15 protein-coding genes are annotated in these 22,224 nt (G+C 64.6%); 7 read left to right on the plus strand and 8 right to left on the minus strand.

Annotated elements, in window-relative coordinates; all coding sequences use genetic code 11:
• Nucleotides 1-130 precede the first annotated feature (130 nt).
• The 8 genes from QAT43_RS06500 to QAT43_RS06535 all read right to left on the minus strand — a co-directional run bounded on the left by QAT43_RS06500 (nt 131) and on the right by QAT43_RS06535 (nt 11,296).
• Nucleotides 131-1,309 carry a PQQ-dependent sugar dehydrogenase gene (locus QAT43_RS06500; RefSeq protein ID WP_305042237.1) on the minus strand — a complete coding sequence of 393 codons (1,179 nt, stop codon included), beginning with the start codon at nt 1,307-1,309 and terminating at the stop codon, nt 131-133.
• Nucleotides 1,310-1,519: 210 nt separating this feature from the next.
• Nucleotides 1,520-3,565, minus strand: a complete 2,046-nt coding sequence (locus tag QAT43_RS06505; protein WP_305042238.1) for an ATP-binding protein — start codon at nt 3,563-3,565, stop codon at nt 1,520-1,522.
• Nucleotides 3,566-3,665: 100 nt separating this feature from the next.
• Nucleotides 3,666-7,169 carry an ATP-binding protein gene (locus QAT43_RS06510; protein WP_305042239.1) on the minus strand — a complete coding sequence of 1,168 codons (3,504 nt, stop codon included), beginning with the start codon at nt 7,167-7,169 and terminating at the stop codon, nt 3,666-3,668.
• Nucleotides 7,166-8,425 carry a metallophosphoesterase family protein gene (locus QAT43_RS06515; protein WP_305042240.1) on the minus strand — a complete coding sequence of 420 codons (1,260 nt, stop codon included), beginning with the start codon at nt 8,423-8,425 and terminating at the stop codon, nt 7,166-7,168. The genes QAT43_RS06510 and QAT43_RS06515 overlap by 4 nt, the downstream gene beginning before the upstream one ends.
• 130 nt (nt 8,426-8,555) lie before the next feature.
• Nucleotides 8,556-8,702: a hypothetical protein gene (locus QAT43_RS06520; protein ID WP_305042241.1), complete on the minus strand. Its 147-nt coding sequence runs from the start codon at nt 8,700-8,702 to the stop codon at nt 8,556-8,558.
• A gap of 128 nt (nt 8,703-8,830) precedes the next feature.
• Nucleotides 8,831-9,610, minus strand: coding sequence for an enoyl-CoA hydratase-related protein (locus tag QAT43_RS06525; RefSeq protein ID WP_305042242.1), 780 nt, complete (start codon nt 9,608-9,610; stop codon nt 8,831-8,833).
• A 60-nt stretch (nt 9,611-9,670) separates the two neighbouring features.
• Entirely contained in the window at nt 9,671-10,669 is a 999-nt protein-coding gene (locus tag QAT43_RS06530; RefSeq protein ID WP_305042243.1) for a YhdH/YhfP family quinone oxidoreductase, read from the minus strand.
• Between the two features lie 114 nt (nt 10,670-10,783).
• Nucleotides 10,784-11,296, minus strand: a complete 513-nt coding sequence (locus QAT43_RS06535; protein WP_305042244.1) for a nitroreductase family protein — start codon at nt 11,294-11,296, stop codon at nt 10,784-10,786.
• Between the two features lie 159 nt (nt 11,297-11,455).
• On the opposite strand from QAT43_RS06535, the gene QAT43_RS06540 reads away from it, so the two are divergent.
• From QAT43_RS06540 to pruA, 7 genes are all read left to right on the plus strand, one after another.
• A complete protein-coding gene (locus QAT43_RS06540; protein WP_305042245.1) occupies nt 11,456-11,941 on the plus strand; it encodes a DoxX family protein in 486 nt (161 codons plus the stop codon).
• Nucleotides 11,942-11,954: 13 nt separating this feature from the next.
• Nucleotides 11,955-12,647: a pirin family protein gene (locus QAT43_RS06545; RefSeq protein WP_305042246.1), complete on the plus strand. Its 693-nt coding sequence runs from the start codon at nt 11,955-11,957 to the stop codon at nt 12,645-12,647.
• 99 nt (nt 12,648-12,746) lie between these two features.
• Nucleotides 12,747-13,316, plus strand: a complete 570-nt coding sequence (locus QAT43_RS06550; RefSeq protein WP_305042247.1) for a TetR/AcrR family transcriptional regulator — start codon at nt 12,747-12,749, stop codon at nt 13,314-13,316.
• A 74-nt stretch (nt 13,317-13,390) separates the two neighbouring features.
• Entirely contained in the window at nt 13,391-14,512 is a 1,122-nt protein-coding gene (locus QAT43_RS06555) for an efflux RND transporter periplasmic adaptor subunit (RefSeq protein WP_305042248.1), read from the plus strand.
• 4 nt (nt 14,513-14,516) lie between these two features.
• Entirely contained in the window at nt 14,517-17,606 is a 3,090-nt protein-coding gene (locus QAT43_RS06560; protein ID WP_305042249.1) for an efflux RND transporter permease subunit, read from the plus strand.
• Nucleotides 17,607-17,640: 34 nt separating this feature from the next.
• The gene (locus QAT43_RS06565) at nt 17,641-19,083 is read left to right on the plus strand and encodes an efflux transporter outer membrane subunit (protein WP_305042250.1); all 1,443 of its coding nucleotides are present in this window, start codon (nt 17,641-17,643) and stop codon (nt 19,081-19,083) included.
• Between the two features lie 169 nt (nt 19,084-19,252).
• A partial coding sequence (gene pruA, locus QAT43_RS06570) for an L-glutamate gamma-semialdehyde dehydrogenase (protein WP_305042251.1) occupies nt 19,253-22,224 on the plus strand: 2,972 nt, incomplete at its 3' end.

The raw sequence follows: 22,224 nt of genomic DNA on the forward strand, positions 1-22,224 counted from the left end.
ATGGCATTCAAGAGGTCGGCGGTTCGATCCCGCCTAGCTCCACCAAAAGAAAATCAAGGGGTTGGCTGAAAAGCCAGCCCCTTTTCTTTTTCGCTCCTGCCCGATCTGTTGTGCCTCCCCCTGCACCACCTCATTGTTCATCAATCCGATAAACCCTTCCGCCAGAGTAATCGGCCAAATAGAGCCTGCCTGACTCATCCTCACCGAAAGTGGAGATGTTCAAGTCCGTTTCCGCGAGAAGTTCGTTCGCCCAGACGCCCCCCGCGCGACTTAGGCCCCAGATCCGGCCGCTGCCGAAATCCCCGTAGACATAGAACCCCTGCAGTCCAGGATTGTCTGGGCCACGATAGACGTAACCTCCGGTCACGGAAACACCGAGTTCACGACCGTAAAAAGCCACCGGCGGCAGGTAGTCCGGCGGCTCTGTGCAGCCGACGGCGGGGCTGAAGCAATCCGGGCCTTCCAGGACATTCCAGCCGTAATTGGCGCCCCCGGCGGTCCCGGCCTGCGCGAAATTGATTTCCTCCCAGCGGCTCTGGCCGACATCAGCGACAAAAAGATCGCCCCTCAGGCGATCAAAGGAAAAGCGCCAAGGATTGCGCAGGCCACTCGCCCAGATTTCGTCGCGGGCACCCGGTACGGAAACGAAAGGGTTGCCGGAGGGAACGGCGTAGGGAAAAACACCCGCTTCGACATCGAGGCGCAGCAGCTTGCCGAGCAGGGACGAAAGGTCTTGTCCGTTGCCCAAGGGATCGCCGCCGCTGCCGCCGTCCCCGACGCCAACATAAAGAAAGCCGTCGGGACCGAAGGCGAGTTGGCCACCGTTGTGGTTGGCAAATGGCTGGGCAAGGGTCAGCAGGATTTGCTCGCTATCAGGCTGGGCGACATCGGGATCGGCCGACACGAAAAAGCGGCTCACGACCGTGGCACCGTCCCCGGCGCGGGTGTAGTTGACATAAAAATAGCCTTTCTGGCTGAATCCCGGCGGAAAAGCCAGGCCCAGCAAACCTTGTTCGCCGCCGCTCACCAGGCGATCGGCAATCTGCAGAAAAGGCGCGCCCAGCAATCCACCGTCGCGCAGGATGCGGATGGTGCCGGACTGTTCGACGAGAAACAACCGCCCACTGCCGTCAGCGGCATGGGTGATGACCGTCGGCCTGGACAAGCCTTCGGCCACGGGCGTGAAGCTCAGGGTTAAACTCGACGGCGGCAGGGGATCCTTGGACGCGCTGCCCCCTCCCCCGCCACCACAGGCCAGGATGGCGAGCGGCAGGAGCGAAGCGGCGAGCGCCAAAAGGGCACGCAACATGATTCACCTCCCGGAATGGGATACATGAGTTCTTCGGTCATATTTTAGCCCAAAAAGTCGCCGTCTGCCGGACAAGGCTCGACGGTGTGTTATCAATTGCGATTTACCCAACGATTTCAGGGGCAGAAAAAAATTGCCTGCCGCCCACGGCATTTTTCGCGCGGAATGATCGATTCGACATCCAAACAACAAAATCGCGTCATCGCCAGGTTATCGGCTCGGCACTCTGTTCAGCAAAGCCTCGACGTCAGTGATTTTGAAGGGTTTGGATAGGTACTCGTCAAAACCCGCCTGCAGGCATTTTTCACGATCACCCTTCATGGCATGAGCGGTCAGGGCGATGACCGGTTGCCGCCTGCCACATTGCTCCTCCAATCGGCGCAGGTGGCTGAGCACCGTGAAACCATCCATCTTTGGCATGCCGATATCCATGAACACAACGTCAAAAGGATCCTTTTGCCATTGCGCCAAAGCGACCATGCCGCTCGCGCAGCAGACGGCCTGGTGTCCCAGGTGCCCGAGCAGGGAGGAAAGATAATTGCGCACCATTTCGTCGTCCTCCACGACCAGGATACGCAACGACAAGGCCGATCCGCTGGTTTTGGCTGCTTTGCCCGGAGGGCTGCCCGATTCCTGACGCCGGCCGGGTTTCTCAAGGGGAAAAACGAGATGAAAAGTGCTTCCCTGCTGCTCCTGGCTTTCCACCTCGATGCTGCCACCGATCATTTCCATCAACCTTTTACTGATGGACAAACCCAGGCCACTGCCGCCGTAATAGCGCGCGGTGCTGGAATCGGCCTGTTCAAAGGGGGAAAAAATCCGGCTGAGCACTTCCGCGTTCATGCCAATCCCCGTATCGGTGATGCTGACCCTGACCTTAACGCCTTGTCCTCTTTGCTCGAAAACCCTTGCCTGCACAAATATGCGTCCGGCCTCGGTAAACTTCACGGCATTGCCCAGGATGTTCAGCAGAATTTGCCGCACCCGGGTGGCATCGCCAACCAGCACATCCGGCAGAGAGGGGTCGACATCCACCTCCAGCCGTAATTTTTTTGCGGCGAGCAGGTGCCGTTGGGATGCGCAAATTTCCTCCAAAATGCCGCGCAGGGAAAAATCGCTTTGGGATAGACTGATCTTGCCTGCCTCAATCCGCGCCAAATCGAGAATGTCATTGATGAGACCCAACAGATTTTCCGCGCTCGCCTGCATGAAATCGAGATATTGCGTCTGCTCGGCGTTGATGGGCGTCAGACGCAGCAATTCGGCCATACCAATGATGCCGCTCATGGGAGTGCGAATCTCATGGCTCATGGTCGCAAGAAATTCACTTTTGGCGCGATTCGCCGCTTCGGCAAGCTCGCGGGCCTGGTACAGTTCCTCCTCCATGCGCCGGCGCTCAATCAACCGCCACACCCCCTCCATGAACAACTGCAGCTGCCGCACATCGGCCTCGTCGTAATTCGTGGCCTTGTTGGCAACGCCGACCACCGCCACGATTTCCCGCCCATTGAACACGGGGATGGTGAGATAGCGAAAAAGCTTGGCGTGCCCCGGCGGGTAACCTTTTTTCAAGGGGTGGGGGGCTTGATAGTCATTGACGACCATAGGCCGCCTTTGCCGCACCGGTTCTCCCCAAATACCGGTTTTGTCCAGATCGTAAACGGTTTGCGGATCGACAATCGAGCACTGGCTCATCACCTCCTGAGACCAGGAATACAGGGAAAACTGTTGACGGTCCTCGGAATAGAAATAGATATAACCGATATCGCTCTCGGTCATCTTGACAATCCCCTCCAAGGCGAAATCGCAAATTTCGATAATCGACTTGTCAGTCATCATTCCAATTTGCGCCAATGCCTCAAAGTGGGCATGACTGCGTTGCATTTGCCGCGCGAAGAGTTTCTGCTCAGAAATATCCCGCACAAAAAAGCAAGCCATTTTTTCGGTGCCCAGGATAAGAGGCTGCACACTGACCTTGAGCTCGCGGTTCCTGCCATCAGGGAGTCTTTGCTGAACCTCGAATTCCCGGCAGAGGCCCTCATGAATGTGCCGCCAGCGCTCCGGCCAGGAAGATGAACTCAGATAGGGACAGACGGTGAAAAAACTCTGGAGGAGAAGTTCCTCCCGCGAAGTGCTCAGTTCGCGGCAGGCGCAGTCATTGATAAATTGAATCCTCCCGGCTTCATCGACACAGAACACCTGAAAGGGACTTTTTTCCAGAACCGATAGGGCAATCGTCGAGAGTTCGAATGACATAAGGCACTCCCCGAAAAATATTTATTTAAAAACAATACAGTAAAGGGATCAGGTAAGCAAAATGAGGCTCAGGCGGACCTTGGTCGCCCGGGCACCAGAGTTAGAGCACATGCACCGCCACCAACCCCGCCTCCCTGAGCTCTTCCGCCGTTTCCACCACCTGGCGGTGATGGGTGAAGAGGATCACCTGATTGCGGCGTCCCAACTCCGCCAGGGTTTGCAGGGTCGCCCGGGAGCGCTCGTCATCGAAGTTGATGAGGATGTCGTCGACGATGAAGGGCATGGCCTCGTGGCGTTCCAGGCGCCATTCGAGGGAGGCCAGGCGCAGGGCGAGGTAGAGCTGGTCGCGGGTACCGGAGCTCATGCCGGCGACATCGAGCAGCCGGCCGTCGGCGCGCACGCCGACCAGGATCGGTTGGCCCTGGTCGCCGACATCGGCGCGCAAGCCGGAAAAGGCGTGGAGGGTAAGGGCGGTGAAATGGCGTCCGGCGAGGGCCAGGAGCGGATCCTGATTTTGCGCGCGGTAGCGCTCGATTTCATGGTCCAACACCTGGGCCGCGACGCGCAGGCGCGCGTAGCGTTCCACCAGGCGCCGCAGGCGGGCCAGGGTGCGTTCGGCCTGTTCGGCGGCCAGGGCGGCGCGGGGGCCGCCGTCCATGCGTTGCAGCTCGGTGCGGATTTCGCCGATTTTCTGGTTGAGGCGGCTGGCTTCGGGATCGAGGCGTTCGCTGATCTCGCGCGACAATTCGGCTAGGCGCGTCGGCAGTTCATCGGCGTCAACCTGCCCGGCCTGCTCCTCGAGCTCGGCCAGGCTCAGGCCCTCGCCGATCCGCACCAGGTTGGCCTCCACATCGGCAAGACGCTCGCGCAGCCGCCGATACTCCGTCCAGCGGCGCTCCGCACCATCGAGACCCGCCACGTCGGGGCAGCGGGCCATGCGGCAGAGCCGTGCCAGCTCGCCCTCGGCCCCCTGCAATTCGCTGCCGGCCTGACGGATGTCGTCTTCGAGCTGGAGGCGGTCCTCGGCAAGCTGTTGCAGGCGGCTGTGCTCCTCGCGCGCCCGATTCAGGCGGGACTGGATCTGGACCAGGGCCTGATCGGGCTCCATGTCAACCAGATCGGGGGCGACCTGGGCTTGCAAGGCGCGCACCGCGGCGACGTAGTTCTGGACATCGCGATCGATGCCCTCGATGCGCTTGTGAAAGTCCTCGGCCTGGCGCAGCAGATCAGAGCATTTCTGCAGAGTTTCGACAAAGTCGTCGACCTCGCCGGGCAAGGCGTCGGCGGGCAGGCCGAGGTCGGTCAGCAGCCCGTGCCAGTGATCGCGCCAGGCGTCCAGAGCGCTGCGCGCCTCCTCGTGTTCCCCCCGAGCGCGCAACAGGGAGCTTTCCAGATCCCGCAGCCGCGCGGCCAGCTCGGCGCGCTGCCGCGCGTCCTGTTCCAGGCGCCGCGCGACCCTTAGCGCGTGGCGCAGAACCTCGCCCAATTCCTCCCCGCGCAATGCCGTGCCGTCGCCCAGACGGACGAGTTCATCCAGCAGCGCCTGGCGCAGCCGTCCACGGCGCTCGTCAAGATCGGCAAGCTCGGCGCCGGTGCGCTGCCAGGCTTCCACCCGCAGTCGCAATTTTTCCATCTCCGCGCACCACAAAACCATCTCCCGCGGGGACCTGGGGCGAATGCCGCAGGGTGCCCAGAGGGCCTGCCAATCCCGCTCAAACTCCGCGGCGGCCGCGGCCTGCGCCTCCTCTTCCCGCCGCACCTCGACAAGGCGCGTCGCAACGGCATCGCCTTGCACGACCAGCGCGGCGTATTGATGAACGCGCGCGGCTTCGCGGCGCAGGCGATCCGCGGTCTCATCCGCCGTGCCCATGGCCTGCTCGAAGGCCTCGGGCAGGGGCAGTTCGGCATGATAGGCGCGCGCCTCGACGGCGACGTCCTCGCCCGCCAGCCACTGGCGGCGCAGCAATTGCCAGCCCTGATCGCGGCTGCGGCGCAGCCGCCGCAGTTCCTGTTCCGTGGGCGGTTCGCCGCCCGCCTCCATCTCGGCCTTGTCCTGGGCCAGGCGTCGATGTTGGTCCTGCAACTCCTGCCGCAGGCGCTGCAAGCGCGCCTGTTCGTCAAGCAAGCGCCGCTGCCGCTCTTCTTCCTGGTTGAGTCGCTGCGCGAAAGGCAGGCCAAGCTCGAGCAGCGCCGACCAGGGACCGCTCCACAGCCCCAAGCGCTTGAGCTCGGCGGCGAGACCCTGCTCATCGCTGTCCCGGGCGCGGCGACGCGCACGCAGATCCTCGTCCACCTCCCCCGCCTGCTGCGCGCGGTTGAGCATCCGCTGCAGGGCTTCGGCATCCGGCGGCGCGCCCCCTTCGGCCAGGGCCTGACGCAGCCTTTCCCGTTCTCCGGAAAGTTCGCGGACCTGACGCTCCGCGCCGCGCAGACTCTGCTCCAGGGCTTCCCGACGCGCCCCCAACTGGTGAATGGTCTTGCGCCGCGCCAGCAGGGGCCGCAGGCTTTCCATCGCGTCCAGGGCCAGATCGGGGCGAATCTGCCGCAGCAGGTCGCCGGCTTCGCTTTTGAGCTGGCGCCGCCTTCCATCGAGGTTGGGGCGATCCTGCAAACCCTTGCGGTATTCGCCGAGCCGTCGCGCCAGTTCCTCGACGCTCCCGGCCTGATCGAGCAAGGTCCGGGGCGGAGTCAGCCCCGCCGCGCGCTGGGCGAGATCGCTCAGGCGCTGCCGGGCACCGCGCAGGCGTTGATCGGCGGCGCGCTTCTGCTCCTCGGCACGGCGGCGCGTCTGGCTGAAATCGTCCGGCAGGGGGATGACGTCCCCCAAGGCCGATAGCGCGTCCAGCAGGGCGCGGCGCTGCACCAATTGCGGCAGGGCCTGGCGCAGGCGTTCCAGATGGCGCCGGAGGCGCTCGCACTGGCGCTGCTCCTCGCGCAGCTGGTCCAGAGCCTCTTGCGCCTCGTGCAGGCCCTGCTGCAGCTTTTTCCAGTCGCTGCCGGCCAGGGCCGCCTCGCGCAGGATCTTTTGCTGGTCGCGAAAATCGGCCAAGGCCTGGTTGATTTCCGGCTTGGCACCCCGCGCCTTGTAGAGAGCCTCGCTTTCCTCGCGCAGGTCGTCGAGGATGCGGCGCAGGGACGCGATGCCGGTTCCCGCGGCAAACAGGGAGCGGCCCACATCCCCCTTTTGCTCGAGAATCTCCTGACCGCCGCTGACGAGGGTTTCATGGTCGATGCCGAACAGGGCGTCGAAGACTCCGGGCTCGATGCCGTGGAGAAAAGCCGCCAGTTCGCCTGGGTCCAACGGATCGCCCTGGCCATCGAGCAGATCGGCCTTGCGCTTCTTGCGCCGCTGAAACACCAGTTCGCGCCCATCGGCGCTGTGTAGCCGGCCGCTCACCAGCAACTGCTCGTTGGGATGCACGAAGTTGTCGGTGGTGCGCTCGGGAAACCCGTAGAGCAGTGCCTTGAGCCCGCGCAGCGAACTGCTTTTGCCCGCTTCGTTGCGGCCAAAGACGATGTGCAGGCCCGGCAGCGCCCCGGAAAAATCCAGGATTTTATCCGTGAAGGGACCAAAGGCCTTGAGTTCGAGACGCGCCAGCTTCATGCGGGCCTCCCCGAACTGAGCAGGCGCGCCCGGAGCAGTTCGCGTACGTCCTGCTGCAACTCCGCGAGCTGCCCGGCCTCGGTTGGGTCGAAGGGATCCTCGCCGCCGAGAAGTTCCGCCGGCAGGCGGTTGCGCAATTCCCCGAGCTCGGGCACCAGATCGTAGAGACGATGCCCCTCAAGTTGCACCTCGGCGAGAAAGCGCAACAAACCGGCAAAGGGCGAGTCATCGCCGAGATCGGCGCCGAGATCGGTATCGGCCTGGGTGCCAAAGCGCAGCTTCTCCAGCCAGAGATCGCCGAAGGAAGCAGCCAGGGCGCGAAACTCCTCGGTCCAGCGCGCCGCCTGGCCATGCAGCAGGGCATGCACCGGCGTGCGGCCGTCGAGGATCAGGCGCAGGGCCAGGGTCCGACCCTCGGCCTGGGCTTTGTGCTCGGCCAAAGCGGCGCGCACCAGCCCGTAGGCCTCTTCCTCGCTCGCCGCGCCGCTCAGATCCACCCTGCAGCAGGCCCAGCGCAGCACGTCGAGAACGCGATGCTCCACCGCCTCGACGACGCCGTCCTTCACCGTCACCAGGGTGCAGCCCTTGGAGCCGGTTTCACGGATGTGGCGCCCCTGGAGATTGCCGGGAAACACCACCCAGGGCGCCTCCTGGACAATCTCGCGCTGATGCACATGGCCCAGGGCCCAGTAGTCGTAGCCTTTGGCGCGCAGTTGATCGAGGGAACAGGGCGCGTAGGGTTCGTGGCCCGGTCGACCGTTGAGGGCGGTGTGCAGCAGGCCGATGTTGAACCAGTCCGCATGCCCCTGAGGATAGGCGGCGGCCAGGTTGTCGCTTTGGGCGCGCTGGGCGTAACCCTGGCCGTGCAGGGCGACACCGAGATCCTTCAGCAATACCGTCTGGGGCTTTTTGCTGGAAAAAACCTGGACATTGTCGGGCCATTGCAGATGGCGGGTGATGTGGCTCGCGGCATCATGATTGCCGGAAACCATGAACACGCGGATGCCGGCCTGGCGTAGGCGCCCCATGCGCTGGGCGAAATACAGGCCGGTATTGTAATCCTTCCAGTCGCCGTCATAGAGATCGCCGCACAGCAGCACGAAGGCCACCTGCTCGTCCAGGGCCAGGTCGATGAGATTGTCGAAGGCGCGGCGGGTCGCGCCGCGGATTTCATCGAGGGGGGCATCGGGATAGGCTTCCAGTCCGCGCAGGGGACTGTCGAGATGGATATCGGCGGCGTGAATAAAGCGAAACATGAACCCTCCCTGGACTGGTCGCGAAGGGCTTCAGTTTCGCAAATATTTCTTCCCGATGCAAACCGCTCGAGCGGGGAAGGAAGAAAAGGAAACGCCCCCTGCCGCCGGCGGCTAGGGGCGCTCAAGGGGATTAATTATGAACTTTGGGGACCTCGAACTCATACCCGCAGGCCGGACACTTGACTTTGGCATCGGTGCCCGACGGGGTCATGGCGGCACAGCCGCTGAGCCCGACCAGCAGGGCGAGAGTGACCAGATATGTCGTCAGCCGTTTCATGAACCCTGTCTCCTTTCCGCCTTCCGCCTGCGGCAAAAGGATGCATTTGCCGCATAACTTCCAGGAAAGCATTTTTATTATAGCATCCCAAAAGCAAATCCGGCGCTTGTTCACAAAAAAGATTCGGTTCAACAATTTTGAAACTTAGCTTTTCGCTTTTCCAGAAAGGCGCTCATGCCCTCCTTCTGGTCCTGGGTGGCAAAGCACAGCCCGAACAACTCCGCTTCGTAGCGCGCGGCGCGCAGGCCATCCATCTCCAGGCCGTTGACCACCGCTTCCTTGCACAGGCGCACCGCCACCTGCCCTTTTGCGGCGATCACCCGGGCGAACTTGCGGGTTTCTTCCAGCAACAGTTCCTGGGGCACCACGCGATTGACCAGACCGATGCGCCAGGCTTCCTGGGCATCGATCATTTCGCCGCTGAACAGCAACTCCAGCGCCCGGCCCTTGCCCACCAGGCGCGCCAGGCGCTGGGTGCCCGCCCAGCCGGGAATGATGCCGAGATTGACCTCGGGCTGGCCGAAGCGGGCCTTCTCCCCGGCGATGCGCAGGTCGCAGGCCATGGCCAACTCGCAGCCGCCGCCCAGGGCATACCCGTTGACGGCGGCGATGACCGGCTTGCCGCAGCGCTCGATGACATTGAGCACCTCCTGCGCCTGCTGCGCCATGGCGCGCGCCTCCAGGGGACCAAAATCCCGCATGGCCGAAATGTCGCCGCCGGCGACGAAAGCGTTCTCCCCGGCGCCGGTGAGGATGATCACCCGGACCCGCGCATCGCTGTCGAGAGCGTCGATGCGGTTGCGCAGGGCCAGCAGCGTTTCGTTGTTGAGGGCGTTCATCACCTGGGGACGGTTGATGGTCAGAGTGGCGATGCCGTCCGCCACCTCCAGCAAAACCAGTTCACTCATGGCAAATCTCCTGGATTCTCCTGCGTTGCGCCTCCCGGGTCAGGTGTCCGGCGTCCTGCATCATCCCAGATCCACCAGGGCGCGCCCCTGAAGCTGCCCCTTGAGGATCGCGTGGATTCGGTCCTCCAACTCCTCCAGGGTGCATACCTGGGCCGTTTCTTCCAGGTGCGCGGGCTTCCAGGGCCCCGCCAGCTTGCCCCACACCTCCAGGCGCGGCTCCAGGGGGCACTGCACCGAATCGACGCCGAGGAGACTGACCCCGCGCAGGATGAAGGGGAACACGTTGAGGTTGAGATCCGGGGATCCGACCAATCCGCAGCAGCTCACCGCGCCGCCGTAGCGCGTGGCCTTGACGGCCGCCGCCAGCAGGTCGCCGCCGACCACGTCGACCACTCCCGCCCAGCGCTCCTTCATCAGGGGGCGCTCGGCGCCCTCGAGGACCGCCTCGCGGGAGAGGATCTCGGCGGCCCCCAGGGTTTTGAGGAAGTCGGCCGCGGCGGGTTTGCCCGTGACCGCCGTCACCCGGTAGCCCTGCCGGGCGAGGATGCCCACCGCGATGCTGCCGACGCCGCCCGTGGCGCCCGTCACCAGAACCTCACCGTCGCCGGGCACCACGCCTGCCTGTTCCAGCTTGTAGACGCAGAGCCCGGCGGTGAAGCCGGCGGTGCCGAGGATCATGCTCCCGCGCGGGCTCAGCCCCTGGGGCAGCCTCACGGCCCATTCGCAGGGAATGCGGATGTACTGGCCGAAACCGCCGGGGGTGTTCATGCCCAGGTCGTAACCGGTGACCAACACCTGGTCGCCGGGCTGGTAGCGGCCGCAGGTGCATTCCACCACCTCGCCGGCGGCGTCGATGCCCGGCGTATGGGGGAAGTTGCGGGTGACGCCCTTGTTGCCGGTGGCCGAGAGGGCGTCCTTGTAATTCAGCGACGAATAGCGCACGCGGATCAGCAGATCCCCGGACGGCAAGTCGCTGAGTTGGCGCTCGCCGATGCGGCGGGTGAATTTTTTCGGCTCGGCTTCCTCGACGATGAGGGCCTTGAAGGTGGTTGCGGACATGGAATGCCTCCTTGGGAATGATTTAAATGTTCAAGCGAAAGGGACCCGATCAGATCTGATCAAAAAGGATCATGACCGATCAACGACAGGACGAGACAAGACCCAAAATCTTCATCAGCCCTTCCAGCCGTTGCGATGCACGCGCTCCGGATTGTAGCGCTCGGACGGGGGTTTCTTTTCCGCCGGATGGCCGAAGGGCACCAGGGCGAAGGGGATGATCGGTTCTGGAATGGCGAGGAGTTCGCGCACCTTGCGTACCCGCTCTTCCGTCGGATAGATGCCGACCCAGACGGCGCCCAGGTCCTTGCTCTGGGCGGCGAGGAGCAGGTTTTCCACCGCCGCGCTCAGATCCTGCACCCAATAGCCGGGATATTTCTCCAGGGACGGATCCGCGCAGACCAGGATGGCGGCCGGCGCCTCGCGGGTCATGCCCGCGTAGGGATGAAAATCGGCGATGGCATCGAGCAGGCGCCGCTCGGTGAGGATGACGAAGTGCCAGGGTTGCGCATTGCCCGCCGAGGGCGCGGCCATGGCGGCGCGCAGCAGATCTTCCATATCCGGCTCGGCGACGGGTTCGGCGGTGTATTTTCGAATGCTACGACGATAGAGAATATCCTTGAGGCTCATGGCCAAGCTCCTCCCGAGTCAGTCCATTTTCTAAACCTAGCAGAAAAAATGCATTCGTCAGTCATTTTCTTGAGCATTGACATAGATAACCACAAAGGTAAGATTTCTAATATAGAGCACAAGCCAAATTCATCCGTCCCACGACCGGGGAGGCTGATCATGTTGAACAAACTGCTTCATACCGAAAACGATTACGGCGCGCTGTTCGTGCGCCTGGCCCTGGGCATCGTCATGTTTCCTCACGGCGCCCAGAAGCTGCTGGGCTGGTTCGGCGGCTACGGCTTTGCAGGGACCATGGGCTTTTTCACCGAGACGATGGGGATTCCCTATCTTCTCGCCCTGTTGGTGGTGCTGGCCGAATTTTTCGGCGCCCTCGGCCTGATCTTCGGTGCCCTGACCCGCATCGCCGCCTTGGGCATCGGCGGTGTGATGCTCGGCGCCATTTTCCTGGTCCATTTGCCTCACGGCTTCTTCATGAACTGGTCGGGCAACCAAGCGGGTGAAGGCTTCGAATTTCACCTGCTGGCCATCGGCATGTCCCTGGCGTTGTTGATCCGCGGCGCCGGCGCCCTGTCCATCGACCGTCTGCTCAGCAATAAATTGGATCCGGAACGCGCAGCGGCCGGCCACGGCCACAATCATTAAGCGGGAGGTCCCTGTGATCCGCATCCGCCCATCGGCCGAGCGTGGCCTCGGCCGTGAATCCTGGCTGGAAAGCCGCCATAGCTTTTCCTTTCATACCTATCAGGACCCGAGTCACATGGGCTTTCGCCAACTGCGGGTCATCAACGAGGATCGCGTCGCGCCCGGTGCCGGGTTCGGCATGCACGAACACCGTGACATGGAAATTTTTTCCTTCGTCATCAGCGGCGCCCTCGAACACCGGGACAACCTCGGCAACCGCGAAACCATCGGCCCCGGCGAGTTGCAGATGTTCTCCGCCGGCACCGGCATTCGCCACAGCGAATACAACCCGTCCGACCGCGAGCCGGTGCATTTTTTTCAGATCTGGATTTTTCCGGAACGCCAGGGTTTGCCTCCCGGCTATGAAAAGAAAAGCTTCGATCTCGCCAAGCCGGGCCTGCAACTGCTTGCCTCACCGGAGGGCGACGACGGCGCGTCGGTCATCCACCAGGACGCGCGGGTTTATTACGGCCTGCTCGACAACGGCGATGCGCACGTCCGGCCCCTGGCTCCCGGCCGCCACGCCTGGCTGCAAATGGTGGACGGTCGCCTAAAACTGAATGGACAGGGGTTGATGGCGGGCGACGGAGCGGCGCTGAGCGAAGAGAAGACCTTGCAACTGCATGCCCTGGAGACCGCGCGCTTTCTGCTGTTCGATCTCGGCTGACTCCTGCCGCTGAGCGCTCGTATTCATCGGAATCCTTGACGGCAAGATCTTTTGTAACTATAGTGCGGAGTGATCGTTCACTCCGAGAAAGGTTTTGCCATGTCCGAAACCAAACCCGACAAGCAGCGCGCCATTCTCGATGCCGCGCTGGTTCTGTTCGCCGAGCGCGGCTTTCACGGTGCGCCCACCTCCCTCATCGCCGAGCGCGCCGGCGTCGGCGTCGGCACCATTTACCGCTACTTTAAGGACAAGGACGCCCTCATCCACGCGGTTTTCCACGAACTGCACGCCAGCGCCCATGCCCGGATTTTTGCCGATTATCCCCGCGAGCAGCCCATCCGCGAGCGCTTTATCCTGCTCTTCACCCGCCTGCTGCGCTGGTTCATCGCCGAGCCCCAGGAATTTCGCTTCATGGAGCAATACCATTACTCGCCCTACGCCTTTGCCGGCGAGCCGCAGTTCCCCGAGGAATCCGAGATCATTCGGCAACTGCTGGCCGAGGCGCGCAGTCAGCAGATCATCAAGGATGCCCCCATGCCGGTGCTCGAATCCATTGCCTTTGGCCCCATCGTCGCCCTCGCCAAGGAGCATATCAGCGGCCGCCAGCCGGTCGATGACAATCTGGTGCGCCTCACCGTGGACGCCTGCTGGGACGGGCTCAAGCGCTGAGTATATCGGAAATCTTTTTTTTGTCTTCTGCTTCGGAGTGAGCATTCACTCCCTTTTCATTCACGAGGTCCAGCATGTCCCTGAAATCCGTCACCCGCCGTCGCCTCCTGCTGATTGCCTGGCCCACGCTGATTCTCATCGGTCTGCTGACGGCCATTTTATTGATGAGCCTGCCCAACTCCCAGGCCGATGAGCCGTCCGCCGCGGAGGCACCGGCCGGCCCGCCGCCGGGACTGCCGGTGGAAGCGGTGGAAGTACGGATCGCTCCGGCCCATCGCCAACTGACGGCGGTGGGCACCCTGCATGCCAACGAAGCGGTGGTCGTCACCGCGGAAATCGCCGGCAAGGTGAGCGAGCTCGCCCTCAGCGAAGGGCAGCGGGTGCGCGCCGGCCAGGTGCTGGTGCGTCTCGATCCGTCGGTGCTCCAGGCCGAGCGCGATCGCGCGGCGGCCAGCCTGGGCCTGAGCGAGGCCAACATCCGCCGCGCCGAGGTGCTGCTCAAGGATCAGGCCATTTCTGAACGTGAGCGCGATGAAGCCTTTGCCCAGTGGCGTCTCGATGAAGCCAGTCTGCGCCTGACCGAGGCCCAGTTGGCCAAGACCGTGATCCGCGCACCCTTTTCCGGTTTGCTCGGTCTGCGCCGGGTCAGCGTGGGCACCTACCTCAACCCCGGCGAGGCCATCGTCACCCTCGACGACATCGATCTTATCAAGGTCGACTTCCGCGTTCCGGAAGGTTTTGCCGCCAGCATCAAAACCGGACAGGGTCTGGCCGTGAGCGTCGACGCCGTGCCGGACCGGGCCTTTGCCGGAGAAGTTTTCGCCATCGATCCCCAGGTCGACGTCAACGGCCGCAGCCTGCTGGTGCGCGCCAAGGTGGCCAATGCCGACGGGGTGCTGCGCCCCGGCATGTTCGCCCGCGTCAACCTGGTGCTGGAAGAGCGGCACGCGGCACTGATGGTGCCCGAGGAAGCCCTGGTGCCCGAAGGCACCCGCCAGTTGGTGTACCGCGTGGTCGGCGGCCAGGTGGAGGTTGTCGAGGTCGAACTCGGCCTGCGCCGCGACGGCCTGGTGGAAATCCTGCGCGGCCTGGAGCAGGGCGATACGGTCATCACCGCCGGCCAAATCAAGGTGCGTCCCGGCATGCCGGTCACGGTGCTGCCCGCCACGGGCGCCGCGAGCGGGAACGGGGGCTGACGCCATGGTGCTGTCCGACATCTCCATCCGCCGCCCGGTGCTCGCCACGGTCATGAGCCTGGTCATCGTGCTCATCGGCCTGATCAGCTACCAGCGCCTTTCGGTGCGCGAGTATCCCAAGATCGACGAGCCGGTGGTCAACGTCGAAACCGTCTATCCCGGGGCCACCGCCGCAATCATCGAATCCCAGATCACCCAGACCCTGGAGGAGAGCCTGGCCGGCATCGAGGGTATCGACGTGCTGACCTCGGTGTCGCGTCCCGAGAAAAGCCAGATCACCATTAAATTCAAACTCACCCGCAACCCCGACGAGGCGGCCAACGACGTGCGCGACCGCGTTTCGCGGGTGCGCGGCCTGCTGCCCGACGAGGTCGACGAGCCGGTCATCAGCAAGGTCGAGGCCGATGCCCAACCGACCATCTACCTGGCCTTTTCGTCGAGCAATCACAGCCCGCTGGAAATCACCGACTACGCCGACCGCTTCGTCAAGGACCGCCTACAGAACATCCAGGGGGTGGCCAACGTCATGATCCTCGGCGACCGACGCTACGCCATGCGCGTGTGGCTCGACCGGGCGCGCCTGGCGGCCTACCGCCTCAGCCCGCAAGACGTGGAAAACGCCCTGCGCCAGCAAAACGTCGAGATCCCCTCGGGCCGCATCGAATCGCGGGAGCGCGAGTTCACCGTGCTCGCCGAAACCGACCTGCGCACCCCCGAGCAGTTCGAGGAGCTCATCCTGCGCCGCGTCGACGACTATCTGGTGCGGCTCAAGGATGTGGGACGGGTGGAGCTCGGCGCGCGCAGCGAACGCACCGTGGTGCGCTTCAAGGGGCAGCCGGCGGTGGCCCTCGGCGTGGTGCGCCAGGCCACCGCCAACCCCCTCGACATTTCCCAGGGCGTGCGGGAAATGCTGCCGCGCATTGAAGAAGCCCTGCCCGCCGGCATGCGCGTCGAGGTGGCCTACGACAGCTCGATTTTCATCGACCGCTCGATCAAGAACGTCTTCACCACCATCGCCGAGGCGGTGGTGCTGGTCATCCTCGTCATCTATTTTTTCCTGCGCTCGGTGCGCTCGACCCTGGTGCCGCTGGTCACCATCCCGGTGTCGCTGATCGGCGCCTTCGGCATCATGTACGCCTTCGGCTTCTCCATCAACACCCTGACCCTGCTCGCCCTGGTGCTGGCCATCGGCATGGTGGTCGACGACGCCATCGTCATGCTGGAAAACATCTACCGCCATGTCGAGGACGGTCTTTCACCGGTGCAGGCGGCCTTCAAGGGCAGCCGCGAAATCGCCTTCGCGGTCATCGCCATGACCCTGACCCTGGCGGCGGTCTATGCCCCCATCGGCTTCATGGAGGGGCGCACGGGGCGGCTGTTCACCGAATTCGCCCTGACCCTGGCCGGGGCGGTGCTGGTGTCGGGCTTCGTCGCCCTGACCCTCTCGCCCATGATGTGCTCCAAGCTGCTGCGTCACCGAACCAGCCATCATCCCCTGTACAACGTCATCGAGAAGGGCATGGTGCGCATGACCGACGGCTATCGCTGGCTGCTGCGCCAATCCCTGCGCGCCAGCGCTGTGGTGGTTCTGGTCGGGCTGCTGACCGCCGGCTCGGCCTATTTTCTCTTTGGCCTTCTCAAGTCGGAACTGGCCCCCACGGAGGACCGCGGCACCATCGTCGGCGTGGGCATCGCTCCGGAAGGCGCCACCGTGGCCTTCACCGACCGCTACGCGCGCATGATGGAGCAGGTGTTCGCCGCCACCCCCGAGGTGGAGCGCTATTTCGTCGTCACCGGCTTTCCCGTGGTCTCGCAGATCATCTCCTTCTCGGGCCTCACCGACTGGGAGGAGCGCGCGCGCAAGCAACAGGACATCGCCCAGGAGATGCAGCCCCAGCTGTTCGGCGGAATCCCCGGCATTCTCTCCTTTGCCGTGAATCCGCCCTCCCTGGGGCAGAGCGCCATCGCCCAGCCGGTGCAGTTCGTCATTCAGACCAGCGCGCCCTACGAGGAGTTGCAGAAAATGACCGACGCCGTGCTCGCCGAGGCGCGCGAATGGCCGGGGTTCCTCAATCTCGACACGGATCTCAAGCTCAACAAGCCACAACTCGCGGTGCAGGTCGATCGCGACAAGGCGCTGGATGTGGGCGTGGAAGTGGCGACCATCGGCCGCACCCTGGAAACCCTCCTCGGGGGCCGACAGGTGACGCGCTTCAAGCGCGAGGGCAAGCAGTACGATGTCGTGGTGCAGGTGGAAGACGCCGACCGCGCCAGCCCCTCGGACCTTTCGGCCATCTACGTGCGCGGGCGCGGCGACGAGATGATCCAGCTCTCCAACCTGGTGCGCGTCGAGGAAACGGTGGCGCCGCGCGAGCTCAACCATTTCAACCAGCTGCGCGCCGCCAAGATCACCGCCAACCTGGCGCCGGGCTACGCCCTGTCCGAGGCCCTGAGTGAGTTGGAAAGGATCGCCGAGCGCGTCCTGCCGGCCGGGGCGGTGGTCGACTACGACGGTCCGTCGCGCGAATTCAAGGAATCGAGCGCCAGCCTCTACGTCACCTTCCTGCTCGCCCTGGCCTTTATCTACCTGGTGCTGGCGGCGCAGTTCGAGAGCTTTCTCGATCCCTTCATCATCATGCTTTCCGTGCCTCTGTCGGTGACCGGCGCCCTGGGCGCCCTGTGGCTGACCGGGCATACCCTCAACATCTATAGCCAGATCGGCCTGGTGACATTGGTCGGGCTCATCACCAAGCACGGCATCCTCATCGTCGAGTTCGCCAACCAGTTGCGCGAGGAGGGCCTGAGCAAGCTCGAGGCGGTGATCGAGTCGGCGACCCTGCGCCTGCGGCCGATTCTCATGACCACCGGCGCCATGGTGCTCGGCGTCGTGCCCCTGGCCCTGGCCGGCGGCGCCGGGGCGGAAAGCCGCCAGGCCATCGGCTGGGTGATTTTCGGCGGCATGACCCTGGGCACCCTGCTGACCCTGTTCGTGGTGCCCACCGCCTACCTGCTCATCGCCCGCCGCCGGATCGCGGTCAAGGAGCCGGACAGCGAAGCCGCCGCCGAGGCCGTTCCGGCGGACAGCGCGGCATAGATAACCTCATTCTCTTCTGAAGCAAGGATTGCGTATGCTTGACTTTTTTCCGGCAAAACCGGCCTTGATCGGCTTGACGGCGCTGCTCCTCGGCGCCTGCACCCTGGGCCCCGCCTACCAGCGCCCCGAGGTGATGACACCGCCGGTCTATCGCGAGGACGCACCCTGGAAGCAGGCCACCCCCGCCGATGCCCTGCCCAAGGATGCCTGGTGGCGGCTTTACGGCGACCCCACCCTCGATGATCTGCAGGAGCGGGCACGCATCGCCAACCAGGACGTGCGCGCCGCCCTGGCGCGCCTGGAACGAGCCCGCGCCGCGGCGCGCATCAGCGAGGCCGACCTGCTGCCGCGCCTGGATCTCGATCCCAGCGTGCAGCGCGGGCGCACCCCCGAGGATCTGGCGCCGGGCCGCGGGGCGTTCACCGCCACCGCCCTGCACGTGCCTTTCGATCTGAGCTATGAAATCGACCTCTGGGGGCGGGTGCGTCGCTCCGTGGAAGCGGCGGGCGCCGAATACCAGGCCAGCGCCGCCGATCTGCACAACCTGCTGCTGATCGTGCATGCCGAAGTGGCGCGCAGCTATTTCGGCCTGCGCACCCTGGATGCGGAAATTGCCCTGCTGGAGCGCACCCTGGAGCTGCGCGCGCAAAATTTGCGCCTGGTGGAAAGCCTCTTTAAAAACGGTCAGGTCGGGCGCCTCGACGTGGCGCGGGCCGAAACGGAGCTGGCCTCGGCCCGCTCCGAGGAAGCTGGTTTGCGCCGTCTGCGCGCCCAATTCGAGCATGCCCTGGCCGTGCTGGCGGGCGAACCGCCGGCCGGCCTGGTACTGGCCGCCGCGCCCCTTGACCTGGAACCGCCGGCCATCGCCCCGGGCCTGCCCTCGGCGCTGCTCGAACGCCGCCCCGACGTGGCCGCCGCCGAACGGCGCATGGCCGCCGCCAACGCCCGCATCGGCGTGGCCCAGACCGCCTTTTTCCCGGCGGTGCGCCTCACCGGCAGCGCCGGCTGGGGCAGCAGCGAGCTCTCGTCATTGTTCTCCTGGGACAACCGCGCCTGGGGCCTGGGGCCGGCCCTGTCCCTGCCCATCTTCGATGCCGGGCGCAACCGCGCCGGGCTGGAACAGGCGCAAGCGCTGCACGAGGAAGCCGTGGCCCTCTATCGTCAGAGCCTGCTTATCGCCTTTCGCGAGGTGGAGGATGCCCTGTCCGACCTGCGCCATCTTGCCGAACAGTACGACGCCGAGAGCACGGCCACCCGCAGCGCGCGGGAGGCGGCGGAACTCTCCGGCAAGCGCTATCGCGCCGGGTTGGTGAGCTATCTCGAAGTGGTCGACGCGGAGCGCACCGCCCTGGCCTCGGAACGCGCCGCCACGCGCATCCTCGGCCAGCGGCTGCAGGCCGGCGTATCCCTGATCAAGGCACTGGGTGGGGGATGGAGCGATGAGGCGCTGCAACGCGTGGCCGCCTCCGGGAATTGACCCACCCGGAACACGATGCGGGACGTCGCTCAGGCGGCGTCCCATCCCAATCAGCCCCGCCCTTTGCTCGCACCATCCCCCCCCACCTGCGGCGCCTCGGTTCTCTGCTAGACTTTCCAGAGAAAAGCCAAGAACCTCGCAACCCCTGAAATCGCCGCCGAGGCCTGCCATGACCGATCAACAACGCAACGACCGCATTCGCGCCCGGGGCCGGGAGCTGTTCGCCGCCATCGCTGATCACAAACCTTCGCTGTTCAACCGTGATCTCTGGGCGGGCAAGGTGCTCGACTGGTGCATGCGCGAGGAGAGCTTCAAGGTGCGCATGTTCCGCTTCATCGACGTCTTTCCCGCCATCCGCAGCGGCGAGGCCTTGCAGCGCCATTTGCAGGAATATTTCGGCGATCTCGACGATCTGCCCGAGTTTCTGCGCTGGGGGCTGCGCACCTCGGGCGTCACCGGGCGCCTGGGCGGCGCGGTGCTGCGGCGCTTCCTCGCCCGCAACATCCGCCGCATGGCCGAGCAGTTCATCGTCGGCGAAACCGCCGCCGAGGCCGTCCGCCACCTGGGTCGTCTGCGCCAGGAGGGTTTCGCCTTTACCCTCGACGCCCTGGGCGAAGCCACCATCAGCGAGGAGGACGCCGAGGACTATGTCGCGACCTACCTGGACCTGCTCCAGCGCCTGGGCGAGGCGCAGGACAAATGGGCGCCCCTGCGGCCGCAACTCGAGGGACCCGGCGGCGACTGGGGCTATGCACCCAAGATCAACGTCTCGGTCAAGCCCTCGGCGCTCTATTCCCAGATCCGGCCGCAGGACTTCAACGGCTCCATCGACGCCGTCACGGCGCGTCTGGAGCCGATCTACGACCGGGTCCAGGCCTTGGGCGGTTTTTTGTGCATCGACATGGAATCCCACCGCACCAAGGACATCACCCTGGCGATGTACCGCCGCCTGCGGGAAAAATATCCCCGCTATCCGCATCTCGGCATCGTCCTGCAGGCCTATCACAAGGAGACGGAGGACAATCTCGACCTGCTGCTGACCTGGGCGCGCAAGAAGGATCTGCACCTCAACATCCGTTTGGTCAAGGGCGCCTACTGGGACATGGAAACGGTGCACGCCGCGCAGAACGGCTGGCCGGTGCGGGTGTTCACCGACAAGGCGGCCACCGATGCCAATTTCGAGAAACTCGCCTACAGGATTCTCGAGCACAGCGATCTCTGCGACCTGGCGGTGGGCTCCCACAATATCCGCTCCATCGCCGCGGTGCTGGAAATGGCGCGCGCCCTGCGCGTGCCGCCGGAGCGCTACGAATTCCAGGTGCTCCATGGCATGGCCGAGCCGGTGCGCCAGGCCCTGCGCGATCAGATCGGTCGGGTGCGGCTCTATTGCCCCTTCGGCCAAATGGTGCCGGGCATGGCCTATCTAGTGCGGCGCCTGCTGGAGAATACCGCCAACGAATCCTTCCTGCGCCAGAGCTTCGCCGAGGGCGAGGAGATCGACAAACTGCTGGTCGACCCGCGCACCCTGCTGACGACGCGCAACCCGCAAACGGCGGTCGCCGCGCCGGCGGGCCAGGCATCGGGCAGCTTCCATAACGAACCGGCAGCCGATTTCACCCGCCCCGAACAGCGCGCCGCCTTTGCCCAGGCCCTCGCCCAGGTGCGGCAATGGTTGGGCGCCACCTATCCCCTGTACATCAACGGCACGGAACTGCCCGCGGAACAAACCCGCAATTCGGTCAATCCCGCGCGGCCCGAGGAAATCATCGGCCAGGTCAGCCAGGCCGGTCCCGGCGAGGTCGAGGAAGCCGTCGCGGCAGCCCAGGCCGCCCTGCCCCAATGGCGCGCCACGCCCGCCATGGAACGTGCCGCCCTACTGCTGCGCGCCGCCGCCCAGGCGCGCAAGCGCCATTTCGAGCTGGCCGCCTGGCAGATATTGGAGATCGGCAAGCAATGGGATCAGGCCCACGCCGATGTCGCCGAGGCCATCGATTTTCTTGAATACTACGCCCGCGAGATGGTGCGTCTCGACAATGCAGAGCGTTTTGAATCGGTGCCCGGCGAGGACAACCGCCTGCATTACCAGCCCAAGGGCGTGGCGGCGGTCATCGCGCCCTGGAATTTCCCCCTGGCCATCAGTTGCGGCATGGCGGCCGCCGCCCTGGTCACCGGCAACACGGTGGTCTACAAGCCCTCCAGCCTGACGCCGGTCATCGGTTGGAAGCTCCTCGAACTGCTGCGCGAAGCCGGATTGCCCCCCGGGGTATTCAACTACCTGCCGGGATCCAGTGCCGAAATCGGCGATCTGCTGGTGGAGCACCCGGCGGTGAGCCTCATCGCCTTCACCGGTTCCCAGGAGGTGGGTCTGGGCATTTTGCGCAAAGCCGCGACCCTGGCCCCCGGCCAGCGCCAAGTGAAGAAGGTGGTGGCTGAGATGGGCGGCAAGAACGCCATCATCATCGACGAGGATGCCGATCTCGACGAGGCGATCCCGGCGATTCTACAATCGGCCTTCGGTTTTCAGGGGCAAAAGTGCTCGGCCTGCTCGCGACTCATCGTGCTCGACGGCATCTACCCCGCCCTGCGCGAGCGCCTGGTGCGGGCGGTGCGCTCCCTGCGCCTGGGTCCGGCGGAGGATCCGGCCAATTATCTCGGCCCCGTGGCCGAGGCGGCGGCGGTGAAAAAACTCCGCCGGTATCTCCAGCTGGCCCAGCAGGAAGGCCACCTCCTTTATCAGAGTGAGATTCCCGAGGGCCCAGGCTATTACGTGCCCCTCACCCTGGTCGAGGGCATCCGCCCCGAGCATCGCCTGGCCAACGAGGAGGTGTTCGGGCCGCTCCTGGCGCTGATGCGCGTTGCTGATTTCGACGAGGCGCTGGAGTGGGCCAATGCCACGAGCCAGGCCCTCACCGGCGGAGTGTTCAGCCGCAGCCCCGGCCACCTGCAACAGGCACGGGAGGAATTTCACGTCGGCAACCTCTACCTCAACCGCGGCATCACCGGCGCCCTGGTCGGCCGCCAGCCCTTCGGCGGCTTTGGCCTTTCAGGCACCGGCACCAAGGCCGGCGGCGCCGACTATCTGCTGCACTTCATGGAGCCGCGCTGCGTGACGGAGAACACCCTAAGGCGCGGTTTCGCGCC

This window comes from Geoalkalibacter sp. (genome assembly GCF_030604225.1).
Lineage (GTDB): Bacteria > Desulfobacterota > Desulfuromonadia > Desulfuromonadales > Geoalkalibacteraceae > Geoalkalibacter.